This is a genomic window from Siccibacter turicensis LMG 23730, from assembly GCF_000463155.2.
GTDB classification, from domain to species: Bacteria; Pseudomonadota; Gammaproteobacteria; order Enterobacterales; family Enterobacteriaceae; genus Siccibacter; species Siccibacter turicensis.
Genome location: NZ_AWFZ01000030.1, coordinates 239,987 through 260,521, shown reverse-complemented (window position 1 = coordinate 260,521; position 20,535 = coordinate 239,987). Strand labels below are relative to the sequence as shown.

The 20,535-nt window shown below is 57.2% G+C and carries 18 protein-coding genes; 16 read left to right on the top strand and 2 right to left on the bottom strand.

Annotated elements, in window-relative coordinates:
• Window positions 1-209 precede the first annotated feature (209 nt).
• The 4 genes from yfbV to DW58_RS10760 all read left to right on the top strand — a co-directional run bounded on the left by yfbV (window position 210) and on the right by DW58_RS10760 (window position 3,838).
• Window positions 210-665 (top strand): terminus macrodomain insulation protein YfbV, encoded by a 456-nt coding sequence (gene yfbV, locus DW58_RS10775; RefSeq protein ID WP_024549280.1) that lies wholly within the window; start codon window positions 210-212, stop codon window positions 663-665.
• A gap of 75 nt (window positions 666-740) precedes the next feature.
• Complete coding sequence (locus tag DW58_RS10770) at window positions 741-1,235, top strand: YfbU family protein (protein WP_024549279.1); 495 nt, start codon at window positions 741-743, stop codon at window positions 1,233-1,235.
• The gene (locus DW58_RS10765; protein WP_071789263.1) at window positions 1,207-1,908 is read left to right on the top strand and encodes a sugar phosphatase; all 702 of its coding nucleotides are present in this window, start codon (window positions 1,207-1,209) and stop codon (window positions 1,906-1,908) included. The genes DW58_RS10770 and DW58_RS10765 overlap by 29 nt, the downstream gene beginning before the upstream one ends.
• 97 nt (window positions 1,909-2,005) lie before the next feature.
• Window positions 2,006-3,838: an SLC13 family permease gene (locus DW58_RS10760; protein WP_024549277.1), complete on the top strand. Its 1,833-nt coding sequence runs from the start codon at window positions 2,006-2,008 to the stop codon at window positions 3,836-3,838.
• A gap of 38 nt (window positions 3,839-3,876) precedes the next feature.
• On the opposite strand, the gene yfbR is transcribed toward DW58_RS10760, so the two are convergent.
• Entirely contained in the window at window positions 3,877-4,476 is a 600-nt protein-coding gene (yfbR, locus tag DW58_RS10755) for a 5'-deoxynucleotidase (RefSeq protein ID WP_024549276.1), read from the bottom strand.
• Between the two features lie 76 nt (window positions 4,477-4,552).
• Entirely contained in the window at window positions 4,553-5,767 is a 1,215-nt protein-coding gene (gene alaA, locus DW58_RS10750) for an alanine transaminase AlaA (RefSeq protein WP_024549275.1), read from the bottom strand.
• A gap of 966 nt (window positions 5,768-6,733) precedes the next feature.
• On the opposite strand from alaA, the gene lrhA reads away from it, so the two are divergent.
• The 12 genes from lrhA (at window position 6,734) to nuoL (ending at window position 20,340) form a co-directional block, all read left to right on the top strand.
• The gene (lrhA, locus tag DW58_RS10745; protein WP_024549274.1) at window positions 6,734-7,669 is read left to right on the top strand and encodes a transcriptional regulator LrhA; all 936 of its coding nucleotides are present in this window, start codon (window positions 6,734-6,736) and stop codon (window positions 7,667-7,669) included.
• A gap of 634 nt (window positions 7,670-8,303) precedes the next feature.
• Window positions 8,304-8,750: an NADH-quinone oxidoreductase subunit NuoA gene (gene nuoA / locus DW58_RS10740; RefSeq protein WP_024549273.1), complete on the top strand. Its 447-nt coding sequence runs from the start codon at window positions 8,304-8,306 to the stop codon at window positions 8,748-8,750.
• Window positions 8,751-8,765: 15 nt separating this feature from the next.
• Complete coding sequence (nuoB, locus tag DW58_RS10735; protein WP_024549272.1) at window positions 8,766-9,440, top strand: NADH-quinone oxidoreductase subunit NuoB; 675 nt, start codon at window positions 8,766-8,768, stop codon at window positions 9,438-9,440.
• Window positions 9,441-9,583: 143 nt separating this feature from the next.
• On the top strand, window positions 9,584-11,395 hold the full coding sequence (gene nuoC, locus DW58_RS10730; RefSeq protein WP_024549271.1) for an NADH-quinone oxidoreductase subunit C/D: 1,812 nt from the start codon (window positions 9,584-9,586) through the stop codon (window positions 11,393-11,395).
• A 2-nt stretch (window positions 11,396-11,397) separates the two neighbouring features.
• Complete coding sequence (gene nuoE / locus DW58_RS10725) at window positions 11,398-11,898, top strand: NADH-quinone oxidoreductase subunit NuoE (RefSeq protein WP_024549270.1); 501 nt, start codon at window positions 11,398-11,400, stop codon at window positions 11,896-11,898.
• The gene (gene nuoF, locus DW58_RS10720) at window positions 11,895-13,232 is read left to right on the top strand and encodes an NADH-quinone oxidoreductase subunit NuoF (protein WP_024549269.1); all 1,338 of its coding nucleotides are present in this window, start codon (window positions 11,895-11,897) and stop codon (window positions 13,230-13,232) included. The genes nuoE and nuoF overlap by 4 nt, the downstream gene beginning before the upstream one ends.
• 148 nt (window positions 13,233-13,380) lie before the next feature.
• The gene (nuoG, locus tag DW58_RS10715; RefSeq protein ID WP_024549268.1) at window positions 13,381-16,107 is read left to right on the top strand and encodes an NADH-quinone oxidoreductase subunit NuoG; all 2,727 of its coding nucleotides are present in this window, start codon (window positions 13,381-13,383) and stop codon (window positions 16,105-16,107) included.
• Window positions 16,104-17,081: an NADH-quinone oxidoreductase subunit NuoH gene (gene nuoH, locus DW58_RS10710; protein WP_024549267.1), complete on the top strand. Its 978-nt coding sequence runs from the start codon at window positions 16,104-16,106 to the stop codon at window positions 17,079-17,081. Before nuoG ends, nuoH begins: the two co-directional genes overlap by 4 nt.
• Before the next feature lie 14 nt (window positions 17,082-17,095).
• A complete protein-coding gene (gene nuoI / locus DW58_RS10705; protein WP_024549266.1) occupies window positions 17,096-17,638 on the top strand; it encodes an NADH-quinone oxidoreductase subunit NuoI in 543 nt (180 codons plus the stop codon).
• A 10-nt stretch (window positions 17,639-17,648) separates the two neighbouring features.
• Entirely contained in the window at window positions 17,649-18,203 is a 555-nt protein-coding gene (gene nuoJ / locus DW58_RS10700; RefSeq protein ID WP_024549265.1) for an NADH-quinone oxidoreductase subunit J, read from the top strand.
• Window positions 18,200-18,502 (top strand): NADH-quinone oxidoreductase subunit NuoK, encoded by a 303-nt coding sequence (nuoK, locus tag DW58_RS10695; RefSeq protein ID WP_024549264.1) that lies wholly within the window; start codon window positions 18,200-18,202, stop codon window positions 18,500-18,502. Before nuoJ ends, nuoK begins: the two co-directional genes overlap by 4 nt.
• Complete coding sequence (gene nuoL / locus DW58_RS10690; protein WP_024549263.1) at window positions 18,499-20,340, top strand: NADH-quinone oxidoreductase subunit L; 1,842 nt, start codon at window positions 18,499-18,501, stop codon at window positions 20,338-20,340. The genes nuoK and nuoL overlap by 4 nt, the downstream gene beginning before the upstream one ends.
• Window positions 20,341-20,535: the final 195 nt, after the last annotated feature.

The window sequence follows — 20,535 nt, the reverse complement described above, 5'->3', positions numbered from 1 at the left end:
AACAGAGTTTACGCCATATTTGCCCGCAATGTAGGCCATGACGAAAACGCAAAAAATTTTACCGCGCACGGTTTTATATCGGGTGCCAGAAAGGCCCGCAAAGGATACCCGATCGGGTTATGGTATGACAAAATATTTTGAACGTTGTCATTACCAGTTGTTGTTTTGCACAAAAATTTTATTTTTTATTCGTGAAGTTGAGGTAAGCCATGTCGACACCTGAAAATAGCCCGGTCAGCTTTTTTAGTCTGTTTCGCCGGGGACAACACTACGCAAAGACGTGGCCGAGTGACAAACGCCTCGCGCCGGTATTTGTTGAAAACCGCGTTATCCGCGCCACCCGATACGCCATCCGCTTCATGCCCCCGCTGGCGGTGTTCACCCTGACATGGCAGATTGCGCTTGGCGGCCAGCTTGGCCCGGCGGTGGCGACCGCGCTGTTTGCGTTGAGCCTGCCGTTGCAGGGGCTATGGTGGCTCGGCAAACGCTCGGTAACGCCGTTACCTCCCGGCATCCTCAACTGGTTCTATGAAGTGCGCGGTAAGCTTCAGGAAGCGGGGCAGGCTCTGACCCCGGTGGAAGGCAAGCCGGACTATCAGGCGCTGGCCGACACCCTAAAACGTGCTTTTACGCAACTTGATAAAACATTTCTTGATGACTTGTAATTGATCAAAAGTCATATCCGTAAAAACAGGCAGAGTAGCGGCAGTATCCATTTTTGATCTCTTAAGGAGTACACCGTGGAAATGACCAACGCCCAGCGTCTTATACTCTCCAATCAGTACAAAATGATGACCATGCTCGACCCTGACAACGCCGAGCGCTATCGTCGTCTGCAAACCATCATTGAGCGCGGGTACGGCCTGCAGATGCGCGAGCTCGATCACGAGTTCGGCGAGCTCAAAGAAGAGACCTGTCGCACCATCATCGACACCATGGAGATGTACCACGCCCTGCACGTCTCCTGGACCAACCTGAAAGATACCCAGGGCGTGGACGAGCGCCGGGTGACCTTCCTGGGGTTCGATGCCGCCACCGAGGCGCGTTACCTTGGCTACGTGCGTTTCTTGGTCAACATTGAAGGGCGCTACACCCACTTTGACGCCGGTACCCATGGATTTAACGCCCAGACCCCGATGTGGGAAAAATACCAGCGCATGCTGAAAGTGTGGCATGCCTGCCCGCGCCAGTACCACCTGAGCGCAAATGAGATTCACCAAATTATCAACGCCTGACCTGGAGGCAGTTTTGAAGTGTAAAGGCTTTCTGTTCGATCTTGATGGTACGCTGGTGGACTCCCTGCCAGCCGTAGAGCGCGCCTGGTGCAACTGGGCCGACCGTTTTGGCATCGCCCACGACGAGGTGCTCGGCTTCATTCATGGCAAACAGGCTATCACCTCGCTGCGCCACTTTATGAAAGGGCGCAGCGAGGATGAGATTGCCGCCGAGTTCACCCGTCTCGAACAGATTGAGGCCAGCGATACCGAGGGTATCGTTGCCCTGCCGGGCGCGCTGGCCATGCTGACGCATCTCAATGAAGCGGGCATTCCCTGGGGCATCGTCACCTCCGGCTCGCTGCCGGTCGCCTCTGCGCGCCGTGAAGCGACCGGGCTGCCGTTGCCGGAAGTGTTTGTCACCGCAGAGCGCGTGACGCGCGGCAAGCCTGAGCCGGATGCTTACCTGCTGGGCGCGGAGCTGCTCGGGCTGGCGCCGGAAGCGTGTGTTGTGGTTGAGGATGCCCCGGCCGGTGTGCATGCGGGCCTGAATGCGAAGTGCCGCGTGATTGCCGTTAACGCCCCGGCAGATACGCCACGCCTCGATGAGGTCGATCTCGTGTTGACCAGCCTGGAACAGCTGACCGTTGAAAAAGGCCCGGATGGCGTGGTTACGATCGGCAAAAAACGCTGAACGTACCGGAAAAAATGCCTCAGATATGACCTGGCCCCGCACCGTCGGGGCTTTTTTATGGCACGCTTTTCGCAGGTTTACTCTTCAGGGACATGATGTGAACAGTGAATTGATTTGGGTTCTGACGCTTCTTTTTATCGCCGTGGTGCTGTTTGCCACCGGAAAAGTACGGATGGACGCGGTAGCGCTGCTGGTGATTATCGCCTTTGTGCTCAGCGGGACGCTGACGCTGAGCGAAGCGTTTGCCGGCTTCAGCGATCCTAACGTTATCCTTATCGCGGCGCTGTTTATTATCGGCGACGGGCTGGTACGCACCGGCGTGGCCACCAAAATGGGCGCCTGGCTGATGCAGGTCGCCGGCAACAGCGAAACCAAAATGCTGGTGCTGTTGATGCTGACCGTCGCCGGGCTGGGGGCGTTCATGAGCTCAACCGGCGTGGTGGCGATTTTTATCCCGGTGGTGCTGGGCGTGTCGCTGCGCATGAAGATCTCGCCGGCACGGCTCCTGATGCCGCTCAGCTTCGCCGGACTTATCAGCGGCATGATGACCCTGGTGGCGACGCCGCCGAACCTGGTGGTGCACAGTGAACTGGTGCGCGAAGGGCTAGAGGGTTTTCACTTCTTCAGCGTGACGCCGCTCGGCGTGCTGGTGCTGATCCTCGGCATCCTCTATATGCTGGTGGCGCGCTCCGCGCTTGCCGGCCGCAGTGAAACCCAGCAGGGTGACGACTGGAAACGGCCCACGTTTCGCTCGCTGATCAAAACCTATCATCTGGCCGGTCGCGCACGGCGTCTGGCGCTGCGTCACGGTTCGCCGATGATCGGACGCCGGCTCGACGATCTCAAGCTGCGCGAGCGCTACGGAGCTAACGTCATCGGCGTGGAGCGCTGGCGGCACTTCCGACGGGTGATGGTGGATCCGCAGGGCGTCACCGAGTTTCGCGAGCGCGACGTGCTGCTGATTGATATGTCCGCCTCCGACGTCGATCTGCGCCAGTTTTGCAGCGAGCAGCTGCTGGAACCCATGGTGCTGCGCGGCGAGTATTTCTCCGACCGGGCGCTGGACGTCGGGATGGCAGAGGTATCGCTGGTGCCGGAGTCGGAGCTGACCGGCAAAAGCGTGCGCGATATCGGGTTTCGTACCCGCTATGGGCTGAACGTGGTTGGGCTACGCCGGGAGGGCGTCGCCTTTGAAGGGGATGTGGCGGATGAGCCGCTCCAGCTCGGCGACATTCTGCTGGTGGTGGGCAACTGGAAGCGCATCACCCAGCTTGGCCTGCACAACCGCAACTTCCTGGTGCTTAACCTGCCGGTGGAGGAGAGCGATGCCTCTCCGGCGCACAGTCAGGCGCCGCACGCGCTGTTTTGCCTGGTGCTGATGGTGGCCCTGATGCTCACCGATGAAATACCCAACCCGATTGCGGCGATCATCGCGTGTCTACTGATGGGCAAGTTCCGCTGTGTCTCGGTGGAGAGCGCCTACCGGGCGATTCACTGGCCGAGCATCATACTGATTGTCGGCATGATGCCGTTTGCGCAGGCGCTACAAAAAACCGGCGGTGTGGATCTGATTGTGCGGGGGCTGATGGATATTGGCGGCGGCTATGGGCCGTACGGCATGCTGATCTGCCTGTTTATGATGTGTGCCGCCATCGGGCTGTTTATCTCTAATACCGCTACCGCGGTGCTGATGGCGCCGATTGCGCTGGCTGCGGCGAAATCCATGGGCGTCTCACCCTATCCGTTTGCCATGGTGGTGGCGATGGCGGCGTCAGCGGCCTTTATGACGCCGGTCTCCTCCCCGGTGAACACCTTGGTGCTGGCGCCGGGTAACTACCGATTCAGTGATTTCGTGAAAATCGGCGTACCGTTCACGTTCATCGTGATGGTGGTCAGCGTGGTTACCATCCCGCTGCTGTTCCCGTTCTGATCCCGAGGTTAAGGGGCGCGATCGCGCGCCCCGGCACGTTAAAGGGCTGAGTCCTGGCTGATCTCATCCAGCGACAAATGAAAGCTCGGCACGAAGACCTCCATAAAGTAATCCATCTCCGGGCTACGGCGCGAGGCAAGCGTCTTTTCCAGGCGGGTTTTCGCCAGCAGAAACTCGTTATTCCCGGCTGACAGCTCCTCCAGGCACTTGAGATAGGCGCACAGGGCGTCTGCCTGTTTCACCAGCGCTTTTTCCTCTGCGCTGTAGTGATGCTCATCGATAAGGGGGGCAAACAGGTCGCGCAGCTCGTCGGGTACCATATCCACCAGCTTCTGCTGGGCAATCTTTTCGATGGCTTTGTATTCCTGAGCGATCTGGCTGTTGAAATACTTCACCGGCGTCGGCAGGTCACCGGTCAGCACTTCGCTGGCGTCGTGATACATGGCGAGCAGCGCGATGCGCTCGGCGTTTACCGTTCCGGCAAATTTGCGGTTTTTTATAACGGCCAGGGCGTGAGCAACCATCGCGACCTGAAGGCTGTGTTCGGAGACATTCTCCGTACGGACATTGCGCATCAGCGGCCAGCGGTTAATCAGTTTAAGACGGGAAAGATAGGCAAAAAAATGGCTCTGGCTCATAACGCTCTCTGTCAATGTCAACCGAAGAGCCATTGTGCTGGCAGCCGGGGGAAGATGCAAATCCTCCCCCGGGCGATTACTGATGGTATCCGGACAGGAAGCGGCCAAAGCGGGTAATGGCCATATCCAGCTCGTCAATGCGTGGCAGCGTCACGATACGCAGGTGATCCGGCCACGGCCAGTTGAAGGCGGTGCCCTGAACCAGCAGCACTTTTTCCTGTAACAGGAAGTCGAGCACCATTTTCTGATCGTCGTGGATATTGAAGCGCTTTGCGTCGATTTTCGGGAACATGTAGAGCGCGCCTTTTGGCTTCACGCAGCTGACGCCCGGAATGTCGTTGATAAGCTCCCACGCCCGGTTACGCTGCTCATAGAGACGGCCGCCCGGTATGATAAATTCACTGATGCTCTGGTATCCGCCGAGCGCGGTCTGAATGGCGTGCTGGGCAGGCACGTTAGCGCACAGGCGCATTGAGGCCAGCATCTCCAGCCCTTCGATATAGCCTTTGGCGTGCTTTTTCGGGCCGTTCAGCACCATCCACCCCTGACGGAATCCGGCCACGCGGTAGGTTTTGGACAGGCCATTGAAGGTCACGGTCAGCAGGTCAGGCGCCAGCGCCGCAATCGAGTGGTGCTGGGCATCGTCGTAGAGGATCTTGTCGTAGATCTCGTCGGCAAAAATAATCAGGTTGTGCTGACGGGCGATCTCAACCACCTCCATCAGCAGCTCGCGGGAGTAGACCGCGCCGGTAGGGTTGTTGGGGTTGATAATCACAATGCCACGGGTGCGCGGCGTGATTTTCGCGCGGATATCGTCGAGGTCGGGGAACCAGTCAGAGGACTCATCGCACAGGTAGTGCACCGCTTTGCCGCTGGAGAGCGACACCGCCGCCGTCCATAACGGGTAATCCGGAGCCGGAACCAGCATCTCATCGCCGCTGTTCAGCAGCGCCTGCATCGACTGGACAATCAGCTCGGATACGCCGTTGCCAATGTAGATATCTTCGACAGTCACATCGCGCATATCGCGCGCCTGATAGTGCTGCATGATGGCTTTGCGGGCGGAGTAGAGGCCTTTGGAGTCAGAATATCCCTGCGCCGTCGGCAGATTGCGAATCACATCAACCAGGATTTCGTCCGGGGCATCAAAGCCAAAGGGCGCCGGGTTGCCGATGTTGAGTTTGAGGACTTTATTGCCTTCTTCTTCAAGGCGTTTCGCCTCTTTGAGAACCGGCCCGCGAATGTCATAACAGACATTATCAAGCTTGCTGGATTTTTCGATAGGTGACATAACTCTGGCCTGTAACTGTTGCGACGCTTCCTGCCGTGGAAGCGAGATGGCGACAATGTACTCTTCACGTCGGCGGTTTTGAAGTCCACCGATGCGTTGAAAAGCATTTAATTTTTTCCAGGGCGAGATTGGCTTATATAACGCTTTGAGAGGTTTGTAGGGCAGTGAAATAGTCTGTCAGAGCGTCGTACCAGCGGCCCGTGCTGGTGTAGAGGATTTCCCTGCAACACCCGGCGTTGCGCCCGCGTTTATCCTGAATCGGCTAAAAGTAAACCAGGTAATAATTCAGAAAAAATGAATCAATTCTCTAACTATCTCCGTTAAATGTTCGGTGACTAATAATTAAATGCTTTTCGCGGGTAACGACGCTGTTAATTGAAGCGCAAAAGAATTAATAAGAGATATTTTATTATGGTAAGGCAAACCTGCGCATAATAAGCCTGTAAAATAGAATGGATCGCATTTTCATCAGCAGAAAATGGCGATAACCGCCGCGTATACGCTTATAAAAAAGGTGGATTTAGGTTAAGATAGGGAAATGAGCACGTTACAGGGCAGCCTGTTCAGGAAACGTATCTGACGAATGACGTGGTGCGCTTGCCGCCTGCTTTCCCGGCCATTCCTTACGGGACGGGGCTTTCAGCCACGAAGGGGCAAGTGAAACGTGACCTGCTTCGCAAACCGGTATCCGCTAACGCTCATTGTCATCGCTAATGAGTTTTATCGTTAGACTGGTATAACCACCTGAAAGTTTGTATGTTGTAGCCCGGGTTTAATATGTTGACGGCCTTGCCCTTGCCGGGCGCGGCTTTAATGCAAATTTATATAAATAACCAACTTATCGACCCGGCGGACCCGTTTACCCCCTGGACGCTCTTTTCAAATGGAATTACTTCCTTTTTCCGATAACACATAGCAATTGAACCGGGGCAGCTCCAGACGAGCGACCTGATAGTGAATAACAATATGATTAATGCAAATCGTCCGATACTCAATCTCGACCTCGATCTGCTGAGAACCTTTGTTGCAGTCGCGGATCTTAATACCTTTGCTGCCGCTGCTGTGGCGGTCTGTCGTACCCAGTCTGCCGTAAGTCAACAGATGCAGCGTCTGGAACAGCTGGTCGGTAAAGAACTCTTTGCCCGACACGGCCGCAATAAGCTTCTGACCGAACACGGTATCCAGCTTCTCAGCTACGCCAGAAAGATTTTGCGCTTCAATGATGAAGCATGCATGTCACTAATGTTTAGCGATCTGCAGGGCGTGCTCACCCTGGGCGCGACCGACGAAACCGCTGATACCATTTTGCCGTTTGTCCTGAGCCGCATCGGTTCGGTTTATCCGAAACTTGCGTTGGATGTGCGCGTTAAACCCAATCCGTTCATGGCGGATATGCTGGCGCAGCAGGAAGTGGATCTGGTGGTGACGACGCACCGCACGCTGCCGGGTGAAAGCCTGGTACTGCGCACTTCGCCCACCCTGTGGTTCTGCGCGGCTGACTACACGCTGCAGCCGGGCGAGCCGATTCCGCTGGTGCTGCTGGACGATCCCAGCCCGTGCCGCGAAATGCTGCTGGCGAAACTCAGTGAAGTAGGCCTGACGTGGCGTGTGGTGTATGTGGCTTCCACGCTGCCCGCCATGCGTGCGGCCGTAAAAGCCGGTCTGGGCATTACCGCACGACCGGTAGAGATGATGAGTTCAGACCTGCGGGTGCTGGGCCAGTCTGACGGCCTGCCTGCGCTTGCGGAAACGGAGTACCATCTGTGCCGCAATCCCCAGAGCCAGAATGAACTGGCTGACGTCATTTTTGATGCGATGGAGAGCTTCCAGAAACCGTGGCGCTATACGGCACCGGTCGAAGGGGATGACGACAGCGTGCTGGTAGACGGTAGCCTGGGCTGAATTTAGTCCAGGGAATAGTAACAATTTGTTAATTGCAAAAAACAGGCCCCTGAAAAGATTTTAGATTTCAGGGGCGCATTTTTTTGTATGTTCAAAAATGCGCTGCCCGGCGCAAAGCCCCGCCCCTATGGTCTGTAGGGACTTCCCAATCCCATTTTCACACTTTTTCATGCGGTTTCGCCCCACACAAACCCCGCACATATTGTTAAAAAATGCGCCAGTTTGTTGCTGCTTTTTTGAAAGAATTAACAAAAGCGTGTCTCAGATCAAGAAAATACCCCTATATAGGGGGATGAATAGTTGAGATTTCCTGCCAAAATAGAGGGGTTATTTTTATTTCCTCGCGCAACGGACACGATTCAACAACATGGATTCCGTCAGTATGTTGCTCCGGCTGGAGCAAAAAGGGCATGAAATGTTAATGAAATGGGGCCGATGTAAATTAATGTGAGGATACTTTTGTTAAAGTTGACAAAAGGTTATAGAAAGGAGTAAAAAACCCCATCAATTTGCTGCCTAAGTCACGTTTTCTGGCATTGATTGTACGGTTTCTTTGTTCCTCCCCATGAATCGATGTGTTGCTCATCTGCCAGTAAGAGCAGAGGTTTTCAGCATCACTTTTGATGAGTAAGCAATGAGTATGTCAACATCCACTGAAGTCATCGCTCATCACTGGGCATTCGCAATCTTTCTTATTGTCGCCATCGGCCTGTGCTGCTTGATGCTGCTCGGGGCCTGGTTCCTCGGTGGTCGCGCCAGGGCCCGGCACAAAAACACGCCTTTCGAGTCGGGTATCGACTCCGTTGGCTCAGCGCGCTTACGCCTGTCCGCTAAGTTCTACCTCGTGGCGATGTTCTTCGTCATCTTCGACGTCGAAGCCCTTTATCTTTTCGCGTGGTCGACATCGGTTCGTGAAAGCGGATGGGTCGGCTTCGTAGAAGCCGCAATTTTCATTTTAGTGTTACTGGCCGGTCTGGTTTATCTGGTGCGTATTGGCGCGCTGGACTGGACGCCTGCTGCCTCGCGCCGCAGTCGTATCAACCCGGAAACCGAGAACAACACTAGTCGTCATACGCAGTAACAGCGAGGCAATAAGATGGATTATACGCTCACCCGCATAGATCCTAACGGTGAGAACGACCGTTACCCCCTGCAAAAACAGGAGATCGTAACCGACCCCCTGGAGCAGGACGTTAACCGCAGCGTGTTTATGGGCAAACTGGAAGATGTCCTGCACGGCATGGTGAACTGGGGCCGTAAAAACTCAATCTGGCCTTATAACTTCGGCCTTTCATGCTGCTATGTGGAAATGGTGACATCGTTTACTGCGGTACACGACGTTGCGCGTTTTGGTGCAGAAGTACTGCGTGCATCGCCGCGTCAGGCTGACCTGATGGTGATTGCCGGTACGCCGTTTACCAAAATGGCCCCGGTGATCCAGCGTCTCTACGATCAGATGCTGGAACCGAAATGGGTCATCTCCATGGGCGCGTGCGCGAACTCCGGCGGTATGTACGACATCTATTCCGTCGTGCAGGGCGTGGATAAGTTCCTTCCGGTTGATGTGTATATCCCGGGATGCCCGCCGCGTCCGGAGGCCTACATGCAGGCGTTGATGCTGCTACAGGAGTCCATCGGCAAAGAGCGTCGCCCGCTGTCGTGGGTTGTCGGCGATCAGGGCGTATATCGCGCCAATATGCAGTCAGAGCGTGAACGTAAACGCGGCGAGCGCATTGCCGTGACCAACCTGCGTACGCCGGACGAAATTTAATTTGCGCTTGCGGGGCGTGGATGACCCGACCGTATTGGCCGCAGCCGGCACCGCCGGAGGCTGAACATCAGGGATAACACTTCGCACATTACTACAGAATAATGCGAAGCCACGAGCCGCCAGTCACTACTGAACCATTTGACATGGTGAACATTATGACCGATTTAACTGCGCAAGACGCCGCTTTGCCTTTCTGGCATACCCGCGATCATCTGGACGATCCGGTTATCGGCGAACTGCGTAACCGTTTTGGGCCGGATGCCTTTACTGTTCAGGCAACCCGCACCGGCGTTCCGGTGGTCTGGGTCAAGCGTGAACAATTACTGGAAGTTGGCGATTTCTTAAAGAAACTCCCTAAACCCTATGTCATGCTGTTTGACCTGCATGGCATGGACGAACGTCTCCGCACTCACCGCGCCGGGTTACCTGCCGCGGATTTTTCCGTTTTCTATCACCTGATGTCTCTGGATCGCAACCGCGATATCATGCTCAAGGTGGCGCTGAGCGAAAACGATCTGAACGTGCCGACCTTCACCAAACTGTTCCCGAACGCCAACTGGTATGAGCGTGAAACCTGGGAAATGTTTGGCATCACCTTCAATGGCCACCCGCACCTGACGCGCATCATGATGCCGCCGACCTGGGAAGGCCACCCGCTGCGTAAAGACTATCCGGCGCGCGCTACCGAATTCGATCCGTTTGAGCTGACTAAGCAGAAACAGGATCTGGAGATGGAAGCGCTGACCTTCAAGCCGGAAGACTGGGGCATGAAGCGCGGCACCGACAACGAGGACTTTATGTTCCTCAACCTCGGTCCTAACCACCCGTCTGCGCACGGTGCGTTCCGTATTGTTCTTCAGCTGGATGGCGAAGAGATTGTCGACTGCGTACCGGATATCGGCTATCACCACCGTGGCGCTGAGAAGATGGGCGAGCGTCAGTCCTGGCATAGCTACATTCCCTATACCGACCGTGTCGAGTACCTCGGCGGCTGCGTGAATGAGATGCCGTACGTGCTGGCGGTCGAAAAACTGGCGGGTATTGTGGTGCCGGAGCGCGTGAACGTGATTCGCGTCATGCTCTCTGAACTGTTCCGTATCAACAGCCATCTGCTCTACATCTCGACCTTTATTCAGGACGTCGGCGCCATGACCCCGGTGTTCTTCGCCTTTACCGATCGTCAGAAAATCTACGATCTGGTGGAAGCGATCACCGGTTTCCGTATGCACCCGGCGTGGTTCCGCATCGGCGGTGTCGCGCACGATCTGCCGCGCGGATGGGATCGCCTGCTGCGTGAGTTCCTCGAGTGGATGCCGAAACGTCTGGATTCCTACGAGAAAGCCGCGCTGCGCAACACCATTCTGAAAGGCCGTTCTCAGGGCGTTGCCGCCTACGGCGCTAAAGAGGCGCTGGAGTGGGGCACCACCGGTGCTGGCCTGCGCGCAACCGGGATCGATTTCGACGTGCGTAAGGCGCGTCCTTACTCTGGCTATGAAAACTTCGACTTTGAAATTCCGGTGGGCGGTGGCGTCAGCGACGCGTACACCCGCGTGATGCTGAAAGTAGAAGAGCTGCGCCAGAGCCTGCGCATTCTTGAGCAGTGCCTCAACAACATGCCGGAAGGCCCGTTCAAAGCGGATCACCCGCTGACCACGCCGCCGCCGAAAGAACGCACGCTGCAGCATATCGAAACCCTGATCACTCACTTCTTGCAGGTTTCCTGGGGCCCGGTGATGCCGGCCAACGAATCCTTCCAGATGATTGAGGCGACCAAAGGGATCAACAGTTACTACCTGACCAGCGACGGCAGCACCATGAGCTACCGTACGCGTGTCCGTACCCCGAGCTTCCCGCACCTGCAACAGATTCCGTCTGTTATTCGCGGCAGCCTGGTGTCCGACCTGATTGTCTATCTGGGTAGTATCGATTTTGTTATGTCAGATGTGGACCGCTAATTATGCACGAGAATCAACAACCACAAACCGAGGCTTTTGAGCTGAGTGCGGCAGAGCGTGATGCGATTGAGCACGAAAAGCACCACTACGAAGACCCGCGTGCGGCGTCCATTGAAGCGCTGAAAATCGTACAGAAACAGCGTGGCTGGGTGCCGGATGGCGCGATCTACGCCATCGCCGATGTGCTGGGTATTCCGGCAAGCGACGTAGAAGGCGTGGCGACGTTCTATAGCCAGATCTTCCGTCAGCCGGTAGGCCGTCACGTTATTCGCTACTGCGACAGCGTGGTGTGCCACATCACCGGTTATCAGGGCATCCAGTCGGCGATTGAAAAACACCTGAGCATTAAGCCCGGGCAGACGACGTTCGACGGGCGCTTCACGCTGCTGCCGACCTGCTGCCTTGGCAACTGCGACCGCGGTCCGACCATGATGATTGACGAGGATACTCACAGTTATCTGACGCCGGAGGGGATCCCCAACCTGCTGGAGCAGTATAAATGAAGACAATAATTCGTACTGCCGAGACCCATCCGCTTACCTGGCGCCTGCGTGACGATAAGCAGCCGGTATGGCTGGACGAGTACCGCAGCAAAAACGGTTACGAAGGCGCCCGCAAAGCGCTGACCGGCATGGCACCGGATGAGATCGTCAACGCGGTGAAAGACGCCGGGCTGAAAGGCCGCGGCGGCGCAGGCTTCTCCACCGGTCTTAAGTGGAGCCTGATGCCGAAAGACGAATCCATGAACATCCGTTACCTGCTGTGTAACGCCGATGAAATGGAGCCGGGCACCTATAAAGACCGCCTGCTGATGGAGCAGCTGCCGCACCTGCTGGTGGAAGGCATGCTGATTTCCGCGTTCGCCCTCAAAGCCTACCGCGGTTATATCTTCCTGCGCGGTGAGTATATCGAGGCTGCTGAACGTCTGCGTCGCGCTATCGCGGAAGCGACCGAAGCGGGCTGGCTGGGTAAAAATATCCTCGGCACCGGCTTTGATTTCGAACTTATCGTACACACCGGCGCAGGGCGTTATATCTGCGGGGAAGAGACCGCACTGATTAACTCCCTCGAAGGGCGTCGCGCCAACCCGCGCTCCAAGCCGCCGTTCCCGGCGAGCAGCGGCGTGTGGGGTAAACCGACCTGCGTTAACAACGTTGAAACCCTGTGCAACGTGCCGGCTATTCTCGCCAACGGCGTTGAGTGGTATCAGAACATCTCCACCAGCAAAGATGCTGGCACCAAGCTGATGGGCTTCTCCGGCCGGGTGAAAAATCCTGGCGTCTGGGAGCTGCCGTTCGGCACCACCGCGCGTGAGATCCTGGAAGATTACGCGGGCGGTATGCGTGACGGCCTGAATTTCAAAGCCTGGCAGCCGGGCGGGGCGGGTACCGACTTCCTCACCGAATCGCACCTCGATTTACCGATGGAGTTCGAAAGCATTGGTAAAGCAGGCAGCCGTCTGGGTACCGCGCTGGCAATGGCGGTTGACCATGAAATTGGCATGGTGCCGCTGGTGCGTAACCTGGAAGAGTTCTTTGCGCGTGAGTCCTGTGGCTGGTGTACGCCATGCCGCGACGGGCTGCCGTGGAGCGTAAAAATCCTGCGCGCGCTTGAGCGTGGGGAAGGGCAGCCGGGGGATATTGAGACGCTTGAGCAGCTGTGTCGCTTCCTCGGACCGGGTAAAACCTTCTGTGCCCATGCGCCAGGCGCCGTAGAGCCGCTGCAAAGCGCAATTAAATATTTCCGTGAAGAATTCGAAGCGGGCATCAAGCAGGACTTCAGCAATACCCGTCACATCAACGGGATTCAGCCTAACCTGTTAAAAGCACGCTGGTGATCGTTTTTTCACCTTTATCCTGACCCCTCCCGAAGGGCGAGGGGCGGCGGTTTTCCTCTCAGGGAAACGCGCTGGATAAGGGTTCAGAAACCACGAAAGAATTTTGATTAACGCTCAGCGTAGAGCTGAGCCAACTGGAAGCATGCTAATGGCTACGATTCATGTAGACGGCAAAGAATATGAGGTGAACGGGGCGGACAACCTGCTACAGGCGTGTCTCTCCCTTGGCCTTGATATTCCCTATTTTTGCTGGCACCCGGCGCTGGGAAGCGTAGGCGCCTGCCGCCAGTGCGCGGTCAAGCAATATCAGAACGCAGAAGATACCCGCGGCCGCCTGGTGATGTCCTGTATGACACCGGCATCTGACGGGACCTTTATCTCTATCGACGATAGCGAAGCGAAGCAGTTCCGTGAAAGCGTGGTGGAGTGGTTAATGACTAACCACCCGCACGACTGCCCGGTATGTGAAGAGGGCGGTAACTGCCACCTTCAGGATATGACCGTAATGACCGGTCACAGCTTCCGTCGCTACCGCTTTACCAAGCGTACCCACCGCAATCAGGATCTGGGGCCGTTCATCTCGCACGAAATGAACCGCTGCATCGCCTGCTATCGCTGTGTGCGCTACTACAAAGATTACGCTGACGGTAAAGACCTGGGCGTTTACGGCGCGCATGACAACGTCTACTTCGGCCGCCCGGAAGACGGCGTGCTGGAGAGCGAGTTCTCCGGTAACCTGGTGGAAATCTGCCCGACCGGCGTCTTCACCGACAAAACGCACTCCGAACGCTACAACCGTAAGTGGGACATGCAGTTTGCGCCAAGCATCTGCCAGCAGTGTTCCCTGGGCTGTAACACCAGCCCTGGCGAGCGCTATGGCGAACTGCGCCGCATCGAAAATCGCTATAACGGCACGGTAAACCACTATTTCCTGTGCGACCGCGGTCGTTTCGGCTATGGCTATGTCAACCTGAAAGACCGTCCGCGTCAGCCGGTTCAGCGTCGCGGTGACGATCTGATTGCCCTCAACGCCGAGCAGGCGATGCAGGGTGCGGCGGATATTCTGCGTCAGTCTAAGAAAGTGATCGGTATCGGTTCCCCGCGCGCCAGCGTCGAAAGCAACTTTGCGCTGCGCGAGCTGGTGGGTGCCGAGAACTTCTATACCGGTATCGCGGCGGGTGAGCAGGAGCGTCTGCAGCTGATGCTTACGCTGCTGCGCGAGAGCGGTATCCACACGCCGGCACTGCGTGAGATTGAGTCCTACGACGCCGTGCTGGTGCTGGGCGAAGACATCACCCAGACCGGCGCACGCGTCGCGCTGGCCGTTCGCCAGGCGGTGAAGGGGAAAGCGCGTGAAATGGCCGCGGCCCAGAAAGTGGCCGACTGGCAGATTGCCGCCATCCTCAACATTGGCCAGCATGCCAAACATCCGCTGTTCGTGACCAACGTCGACAGCACCCGCATGGACGACATCGCCGCCTGGACCTACCGGGCTCCGGTTGAAGACCAGGCGCGTCTCGGCTTTGCCGTAGCACACGCGCTGGACAACAGCGCACCGGCGGTCGAAGGCCTGAGCAGCGATCTGCAAAATAAAGTGGACGTCATCGTACAGGCGCTGGCCGGTGCGAAGAAACCGCTGATTATCTCTGGCACCAACGCCAGTAGCGTGGAGATGCTTCAGGCCGCGGCAAACGTCGCGAAAGCCCTGAAAGGCCGCGGTGCCGATGTCGGTATCACCATGATTGCCCGCGCGGTAAACAGCGTAGGCCTGGGGATGATCGGCGGCGGCTCGCTGGATGAAGCGTTAACCGAACTGGAAACCGGCGCAGCCGATGCGGTGGTGGTGCTGGAGAACGATCTGCACCGTCACGCCAGCGCGGCCCGCGTTGACGCCGCCCTGGCGAAAGCGCCGCTGGTACTGGTTATCGATCATCAGCGTACCGCCATCATGGATCACGCGCATCTGGTGCTCTCAACTGCCAGCTTCGCGGAAAGTGATGGTACGGTCATCAACAACGAAGGCCGCGCGCAGCGCTTCTTCCAGGTGTATGACCCGGCGTACTACGACAGCAACGCTATCATGCTGGAAAGCTGGCGCTGGCTGCACTCCCTGCACAGCACGCTGAATCACCGTGAGGTGGACTGGACGCAGCTCGATCACGTGATCGATGCGACCATCGCCGCGCTGCCGCAGCTGGCGGGTATCAAAGATGCCGCGCCGGAAGCCTCGTTCCGCATCCGCGGGCAGAAACTGGCCCGTGAACCGCATCGCTACAGCGGTCGTACCGCCATGCGTGCCAATATCAGCGTGCACGAACCGCGCCAGCCGCAGGACAAAGACACCATGTTCGCCTTCTCGATGGAAGGGAACAACCAGCCGTCAGCGCCGCGCTCGCAGATCCCGTTTGCCTGGGCACCAGGCTGGAACTCCCCGCAGGCATGGAACAAGTTCCAGGCGGAAGTGGGTGGTTCACTGCGTCACGGCGATCCGGGCGTGCGGTTAATTGAAGCCTCCGAAGGCGGCCTCGATTACTTCACCCAAGTGCCGGCGCGCTTCGAAGCGCAGGATGGAAAATGGTTAATCGCGCCGTACTACCATCTGTTCGGTAGCGACGAGATGTCCCAGCGCTCACCGGTGTTCCAGAGCCGTATGCCTGAGCCGTACATCAAGCTCAATCCGGCCGATGCCGCGAAGCTTGGCGTTAACGCCGGGGCGACCATCTCCTTTAGCTATGAAGGTCAGACAATCAGCCTGCCGCTGGTTATCTCTGAAGGTCTGGTGGCAGGGCAGGTGGGTCTGCCGATGGGTATGCCAGGTATTGCACCGGTACTGGCCGGCGCACGTCTTGAAAATCTGCAGGAGGCTCGCGCATGACCTGGTTTACACCGGAACTTATCGAGATCCTGCTGAGCATCCTCAAGGCGATCGTCATTCTGCTGGTCGTGGTGGTGTGCGGCGCGTTCATGAGCTTTGGCGAGCGTCGTCTGCTCGGCCTGTTCCAGAACCGCTATGGACCAAACCGTGTCGGCTGGGGTGGTTCACTCCAGCTCGTTGCTGACATGATCAAGATGTTCTTTAAAGAGGACTGGGTACCGCGCTTCACCGACCGCATGATCTTCACCCTTGCGCCGATGATCGCGTTCACCTCGCTGCTGCTGGCGTTCGCCATCGTCCCGGTCAGTCCGACCTGGGTGGTGGCCGACCTGAACATCGGGATTCTGTTCTTCCTGATGATGGCGGGTCTGGCCGTGTATGCAGTGCTGTTTGCGGGCTGGGCGAGTAACAACAAATACTCGCTGTTGGGTGCCATGCGCGCCTCGGCCCAGACGCTCAGCTATGAGGTGTTCCTCGGATTGTCTTTGATGGGCGTGGTTGCGCAGGCCGGTTCCTTCAATATGACCGACATCGTCAACAACCAGGCCGATCTCTGGAACGTCATTCCGCAGTTCTTTGGCTTCCTGACCTTCGCTATCGCGGGCGTTGCGGTGTGTCACCGTCACCCGTTCGACCAGCCGGAAGCAGAGCAGGAGCTGGCTGACGGTTACCACATCGAATATTCCGGCATGAAGTTCGGTCTGTTCTTTGTCGGGGAGTACGTCGCGATCGTTACCGTTTCGGCGCTGATTGTCACCCTGTTCTTCGGTGGCTGGCACGGCCCGTGGTTACCGCCATTCGTCTGGTTCGCGCTGAAAACCGCGTTCTTCATGATGATGTTTATTCTGATCCGCGCAGCATTACCGCGTCCACGTTATGACCAGGTAATGTCCTTCGGCTGGAAAGTGTGCCTGCCGCTGACGCTGATCAACTTGCTGGTAACGGCGGCTGTCATTCTCTGGCAGGCGCAATAAGGGGCGAATTGACCATGACCTTAAAACAATTATTGGTAGGGTTCGGCACCCAGGTTCGCAGTATCTGGATGATCGGCCTGCACGCGTTCGCAAAACGCGAAACGCGCATGTATCCGGAAGAGCCGGTTTACCTGGCACCGCGCTACCGCGGCCGTATTGTGCTGACGCGCGATCCGGACGGCGAAGAGCGCTGCGTAGCCTGTAACCTGTGTGCGGTAGCCTGCCCGGTAGGCTGTATCTCTCTGCAAAAAGCAGAAACCAAAGATGGCCGCTGGTATCCGGAGTTTTTCCGCATCAACTTCTCACGCTGCATCTTCTGCGGCATGTGTGAAGAAGCGTGCCCGACCACGGCGATTCAGCTGACCCCGGACTTTGAACTGGGCGAGTACAAGCGTCAGGATCTGGTGTACGAAAAAGAGGACCTGCTGATTTCCGGCCCGGGTAAATATCCGGAGTACAATTTCTACCGGATGGCGGGTATGGCAATCGACGGCAAAGATAAAGGCGAAGCGGAAAACGAAGCGAAGCCTATCGACGTCAAAGGCCTGTTACCTTAAGGAGTCAGGAATGGAATTCGCGTTTTATAGTTGTGCCCTTGTGGCAGTCCTGACCACCCTGAGGGTGATCACACACACCAATCCGGTACATGCGCTGCTGTACCTGATCATCTCCCTGTTGGCGATTGCCGGCGTGTTCTTCTCTATCGGCGCGCACTTCGCGGGCGCGCTGGAGATCATCGTTTACGCGGGCGCCATTATGGTGCTGTTCGTGTTCGTGGTGATGATGCTGAACCTTGGCGGCTCCGAGATTGAGCAGGAGCGTCAGTGGCTGAAGCCGCAAATCTGGATTGGCCCGGGCATTTTGTCCGCCATCCTGCTGGCGGTGATCGTTTACGCCATTCTGGGCATCAATGACCAGGGCATCGACGGTACGCCAATCAGTGCTAAAGCCGTCGGGATTACCCTGTTCGGGCCTTACGTACTGGCGGTCGAACTGGCATCAATGCTGCTGCTGGCAGGCCTGGTGGTCGCCTTCCATATCGGTCGCGAAGAGCGTCCGGGGGAAGTGCTGAGCAACCGCCCGGCTGAAAGCGTGAAAAGAAAACCGGAGGAGCACGCATGATCCCGTTACAACATGGACTGATCCTCGCTGCCATTCTGTTTGTCCTCGGACTGACGGGCGTGGTGATCCGCCGCAACCTGCTGTTTATGCTGATTGGCCTTGAGATCATGATCAACGCCGCCGCGCTGGCATTTGTCGTTGCGGGCAGCTACTGGGGCCAGACCGATGGTCAGGTGATGTATATCCTGGCGATTAGCTTAGCCGCCGCGGAAGCCAGTATCGGCCTCGCACTGCTGCTGCAGCTCCATCGTCGTCGCCAGAATCTGAATATCGATTCAGTAAGTGAGATGCGTGGATGAACATGCTCGCGTTAACCATTTTATGGCCATTGATTGGCTTCGTTCTGTTGGCATTTTCCCGCGGTCGCTGGTCGGAGAACCTCTCCGCCGCTATCGGTATGGGTTCAGTGGGGCTGTCCGCGCTGACCACGGTATTCGTCGGGTTTGATTTCTTCAGCCAGGGCTTGCAGCCTTACACCCAGCCGCTGTGGACCTGGATGGCGGTTGGCGATTTCAATATCGGCATTAACCTGGTGCTGGACGGCCTGTCGCTGACCATGCTCTCGGTGGTCACCGGCGTGGGCTTCTTCATCCATATGTTCGCCTCCTGGTACATGCGCGGTGAAGAGGGTTACTCCCGCTTCTTCGCCTATACCAACCTGTTCATCGCAAGCATGGTGGTGCTGGTACTGGCCGATAACCTGCTGCTGATGTACCTCGGCTGGGAAGGCGTGGGGCTGTGCTCGTACCTGCTGATTGGTTTCTACTACACCGATCCGAAGAACGGCGCGGCGGCGATGAAAGCCTTCGTGGTGACCCGTGTGGGTGACGTCTTCCTGGCGTTCGCGCTGTTCATCCTCTACAACGAGCTCGGCACGCTGAACTTCCGCGAAATGGTTGAACTGGCACCGGCGCACTTCGCCGCCGGCAACGACATGCTGATGTGGGCTACGCTGATGCTGCTGGGTGGTGCCGTGGGTAAATCCGCGCAGCTGCCGCTCCAGACCTGGCTTGCCGATGCGATGGCGGGCCCGACCCCGGTCTCCGCGCTGATCCACGCCGCAACCATGGTTACAGCGGGCGTGTACCTTATCGCGCGCACCCACGGTCTGTTCCTGATGACGCCGGAAGTGCTGCATCTGGTTGGCATCGTTGGTGCGGTTACGCTGCTGATGGCCGGTTTCGCCGCGCTGGTACAGACCGACATCAAACGCGTGCTGGCCTACTCCACCATGAGCCAGATCGGCTACATGTTCCTGGCGCTGGGCGTTCAGGCATGGGACGCCGCTATTTTCCATCTGATGACCCACGCTTTCTTCAAAGCGCTGCTGTTCCTCGCGTCCGGTTCGGTGATCCTCGCCTGCCACCACGAGCAGAACATCTTCAAAATGGGTGGGCTGCGTAAGTCGATTCCGCTGGTCTACGCCTGCTTCCTGGTAGGGGGCGCCGCGCTGTCGGCCCTGCCGCTTATCACCGCAGGCTTCTTCAGTAAGGACGAAATCCTTGCCGGGGCGATGGCGAACGGTCACATGAATCTGATGGTCGCGGGTCTGGTCGGGGCGTTTATGACATCCCTTTATACCTTCCGTATGATTTTCATCGTCTTCCATGGCAAAGAGCAAATTCACGCTCACGCAGGCAAGGGCATTACCCATCACCTGCCGCTTATCGTGCTGCTGATCCTCTCTACCTTCGTCGGTGCGATGATTGTGCCGCCGCTGCAGGGCGTACTGCCGGATACCACCGAACTTGCGCACGACCGCGTACTGACGCTGGAGATTACCTCAGGCGTTGTCGCGATTGCGGGCATCCTGATCGCCGCATGGCTGTGGCTGGGCAAACGCTCGCTGGTCAGCGCCGTGGCGAAAAGCGCGCCGGGCCGTTTCTTCGGCACCTGGTGGTTCCATGCCTGGGGCTTCGACTGGCTGTATGACAAGGTGTTCGTCAAGCCGTTCCTCGGCATTGCCTGGCTTATCAAGCGCGATCCGTTGAATTCGGTGATGAACACGCCGGCCATTCTGTCGCGCCTTGCGGGCCGCGGGCTGGTGTTCAGCGAAAACGGCTACCTGCGCTGGTATGTCGCCTCAATGAGCATCGGCGCGGTCGTCGTGCTGGGCCTGTTGATGGTATTGCGTTGAGTTTGTTGGCTTAGTCAATACGCCCGGTAGCAGTAGGTTTACCGGGCCTGTTAACGAAGAATTAATTTTAGGTAACTGTTCCTGAAGTACAGGCATCATCGGCGAAGTCAGACCGGATACCGCCAGCGCACCGCAACCGGATCGTAGTGAAATACGTGAGGATTGCGAGCACTGTCGGGATGCGGCTGGCGAGTA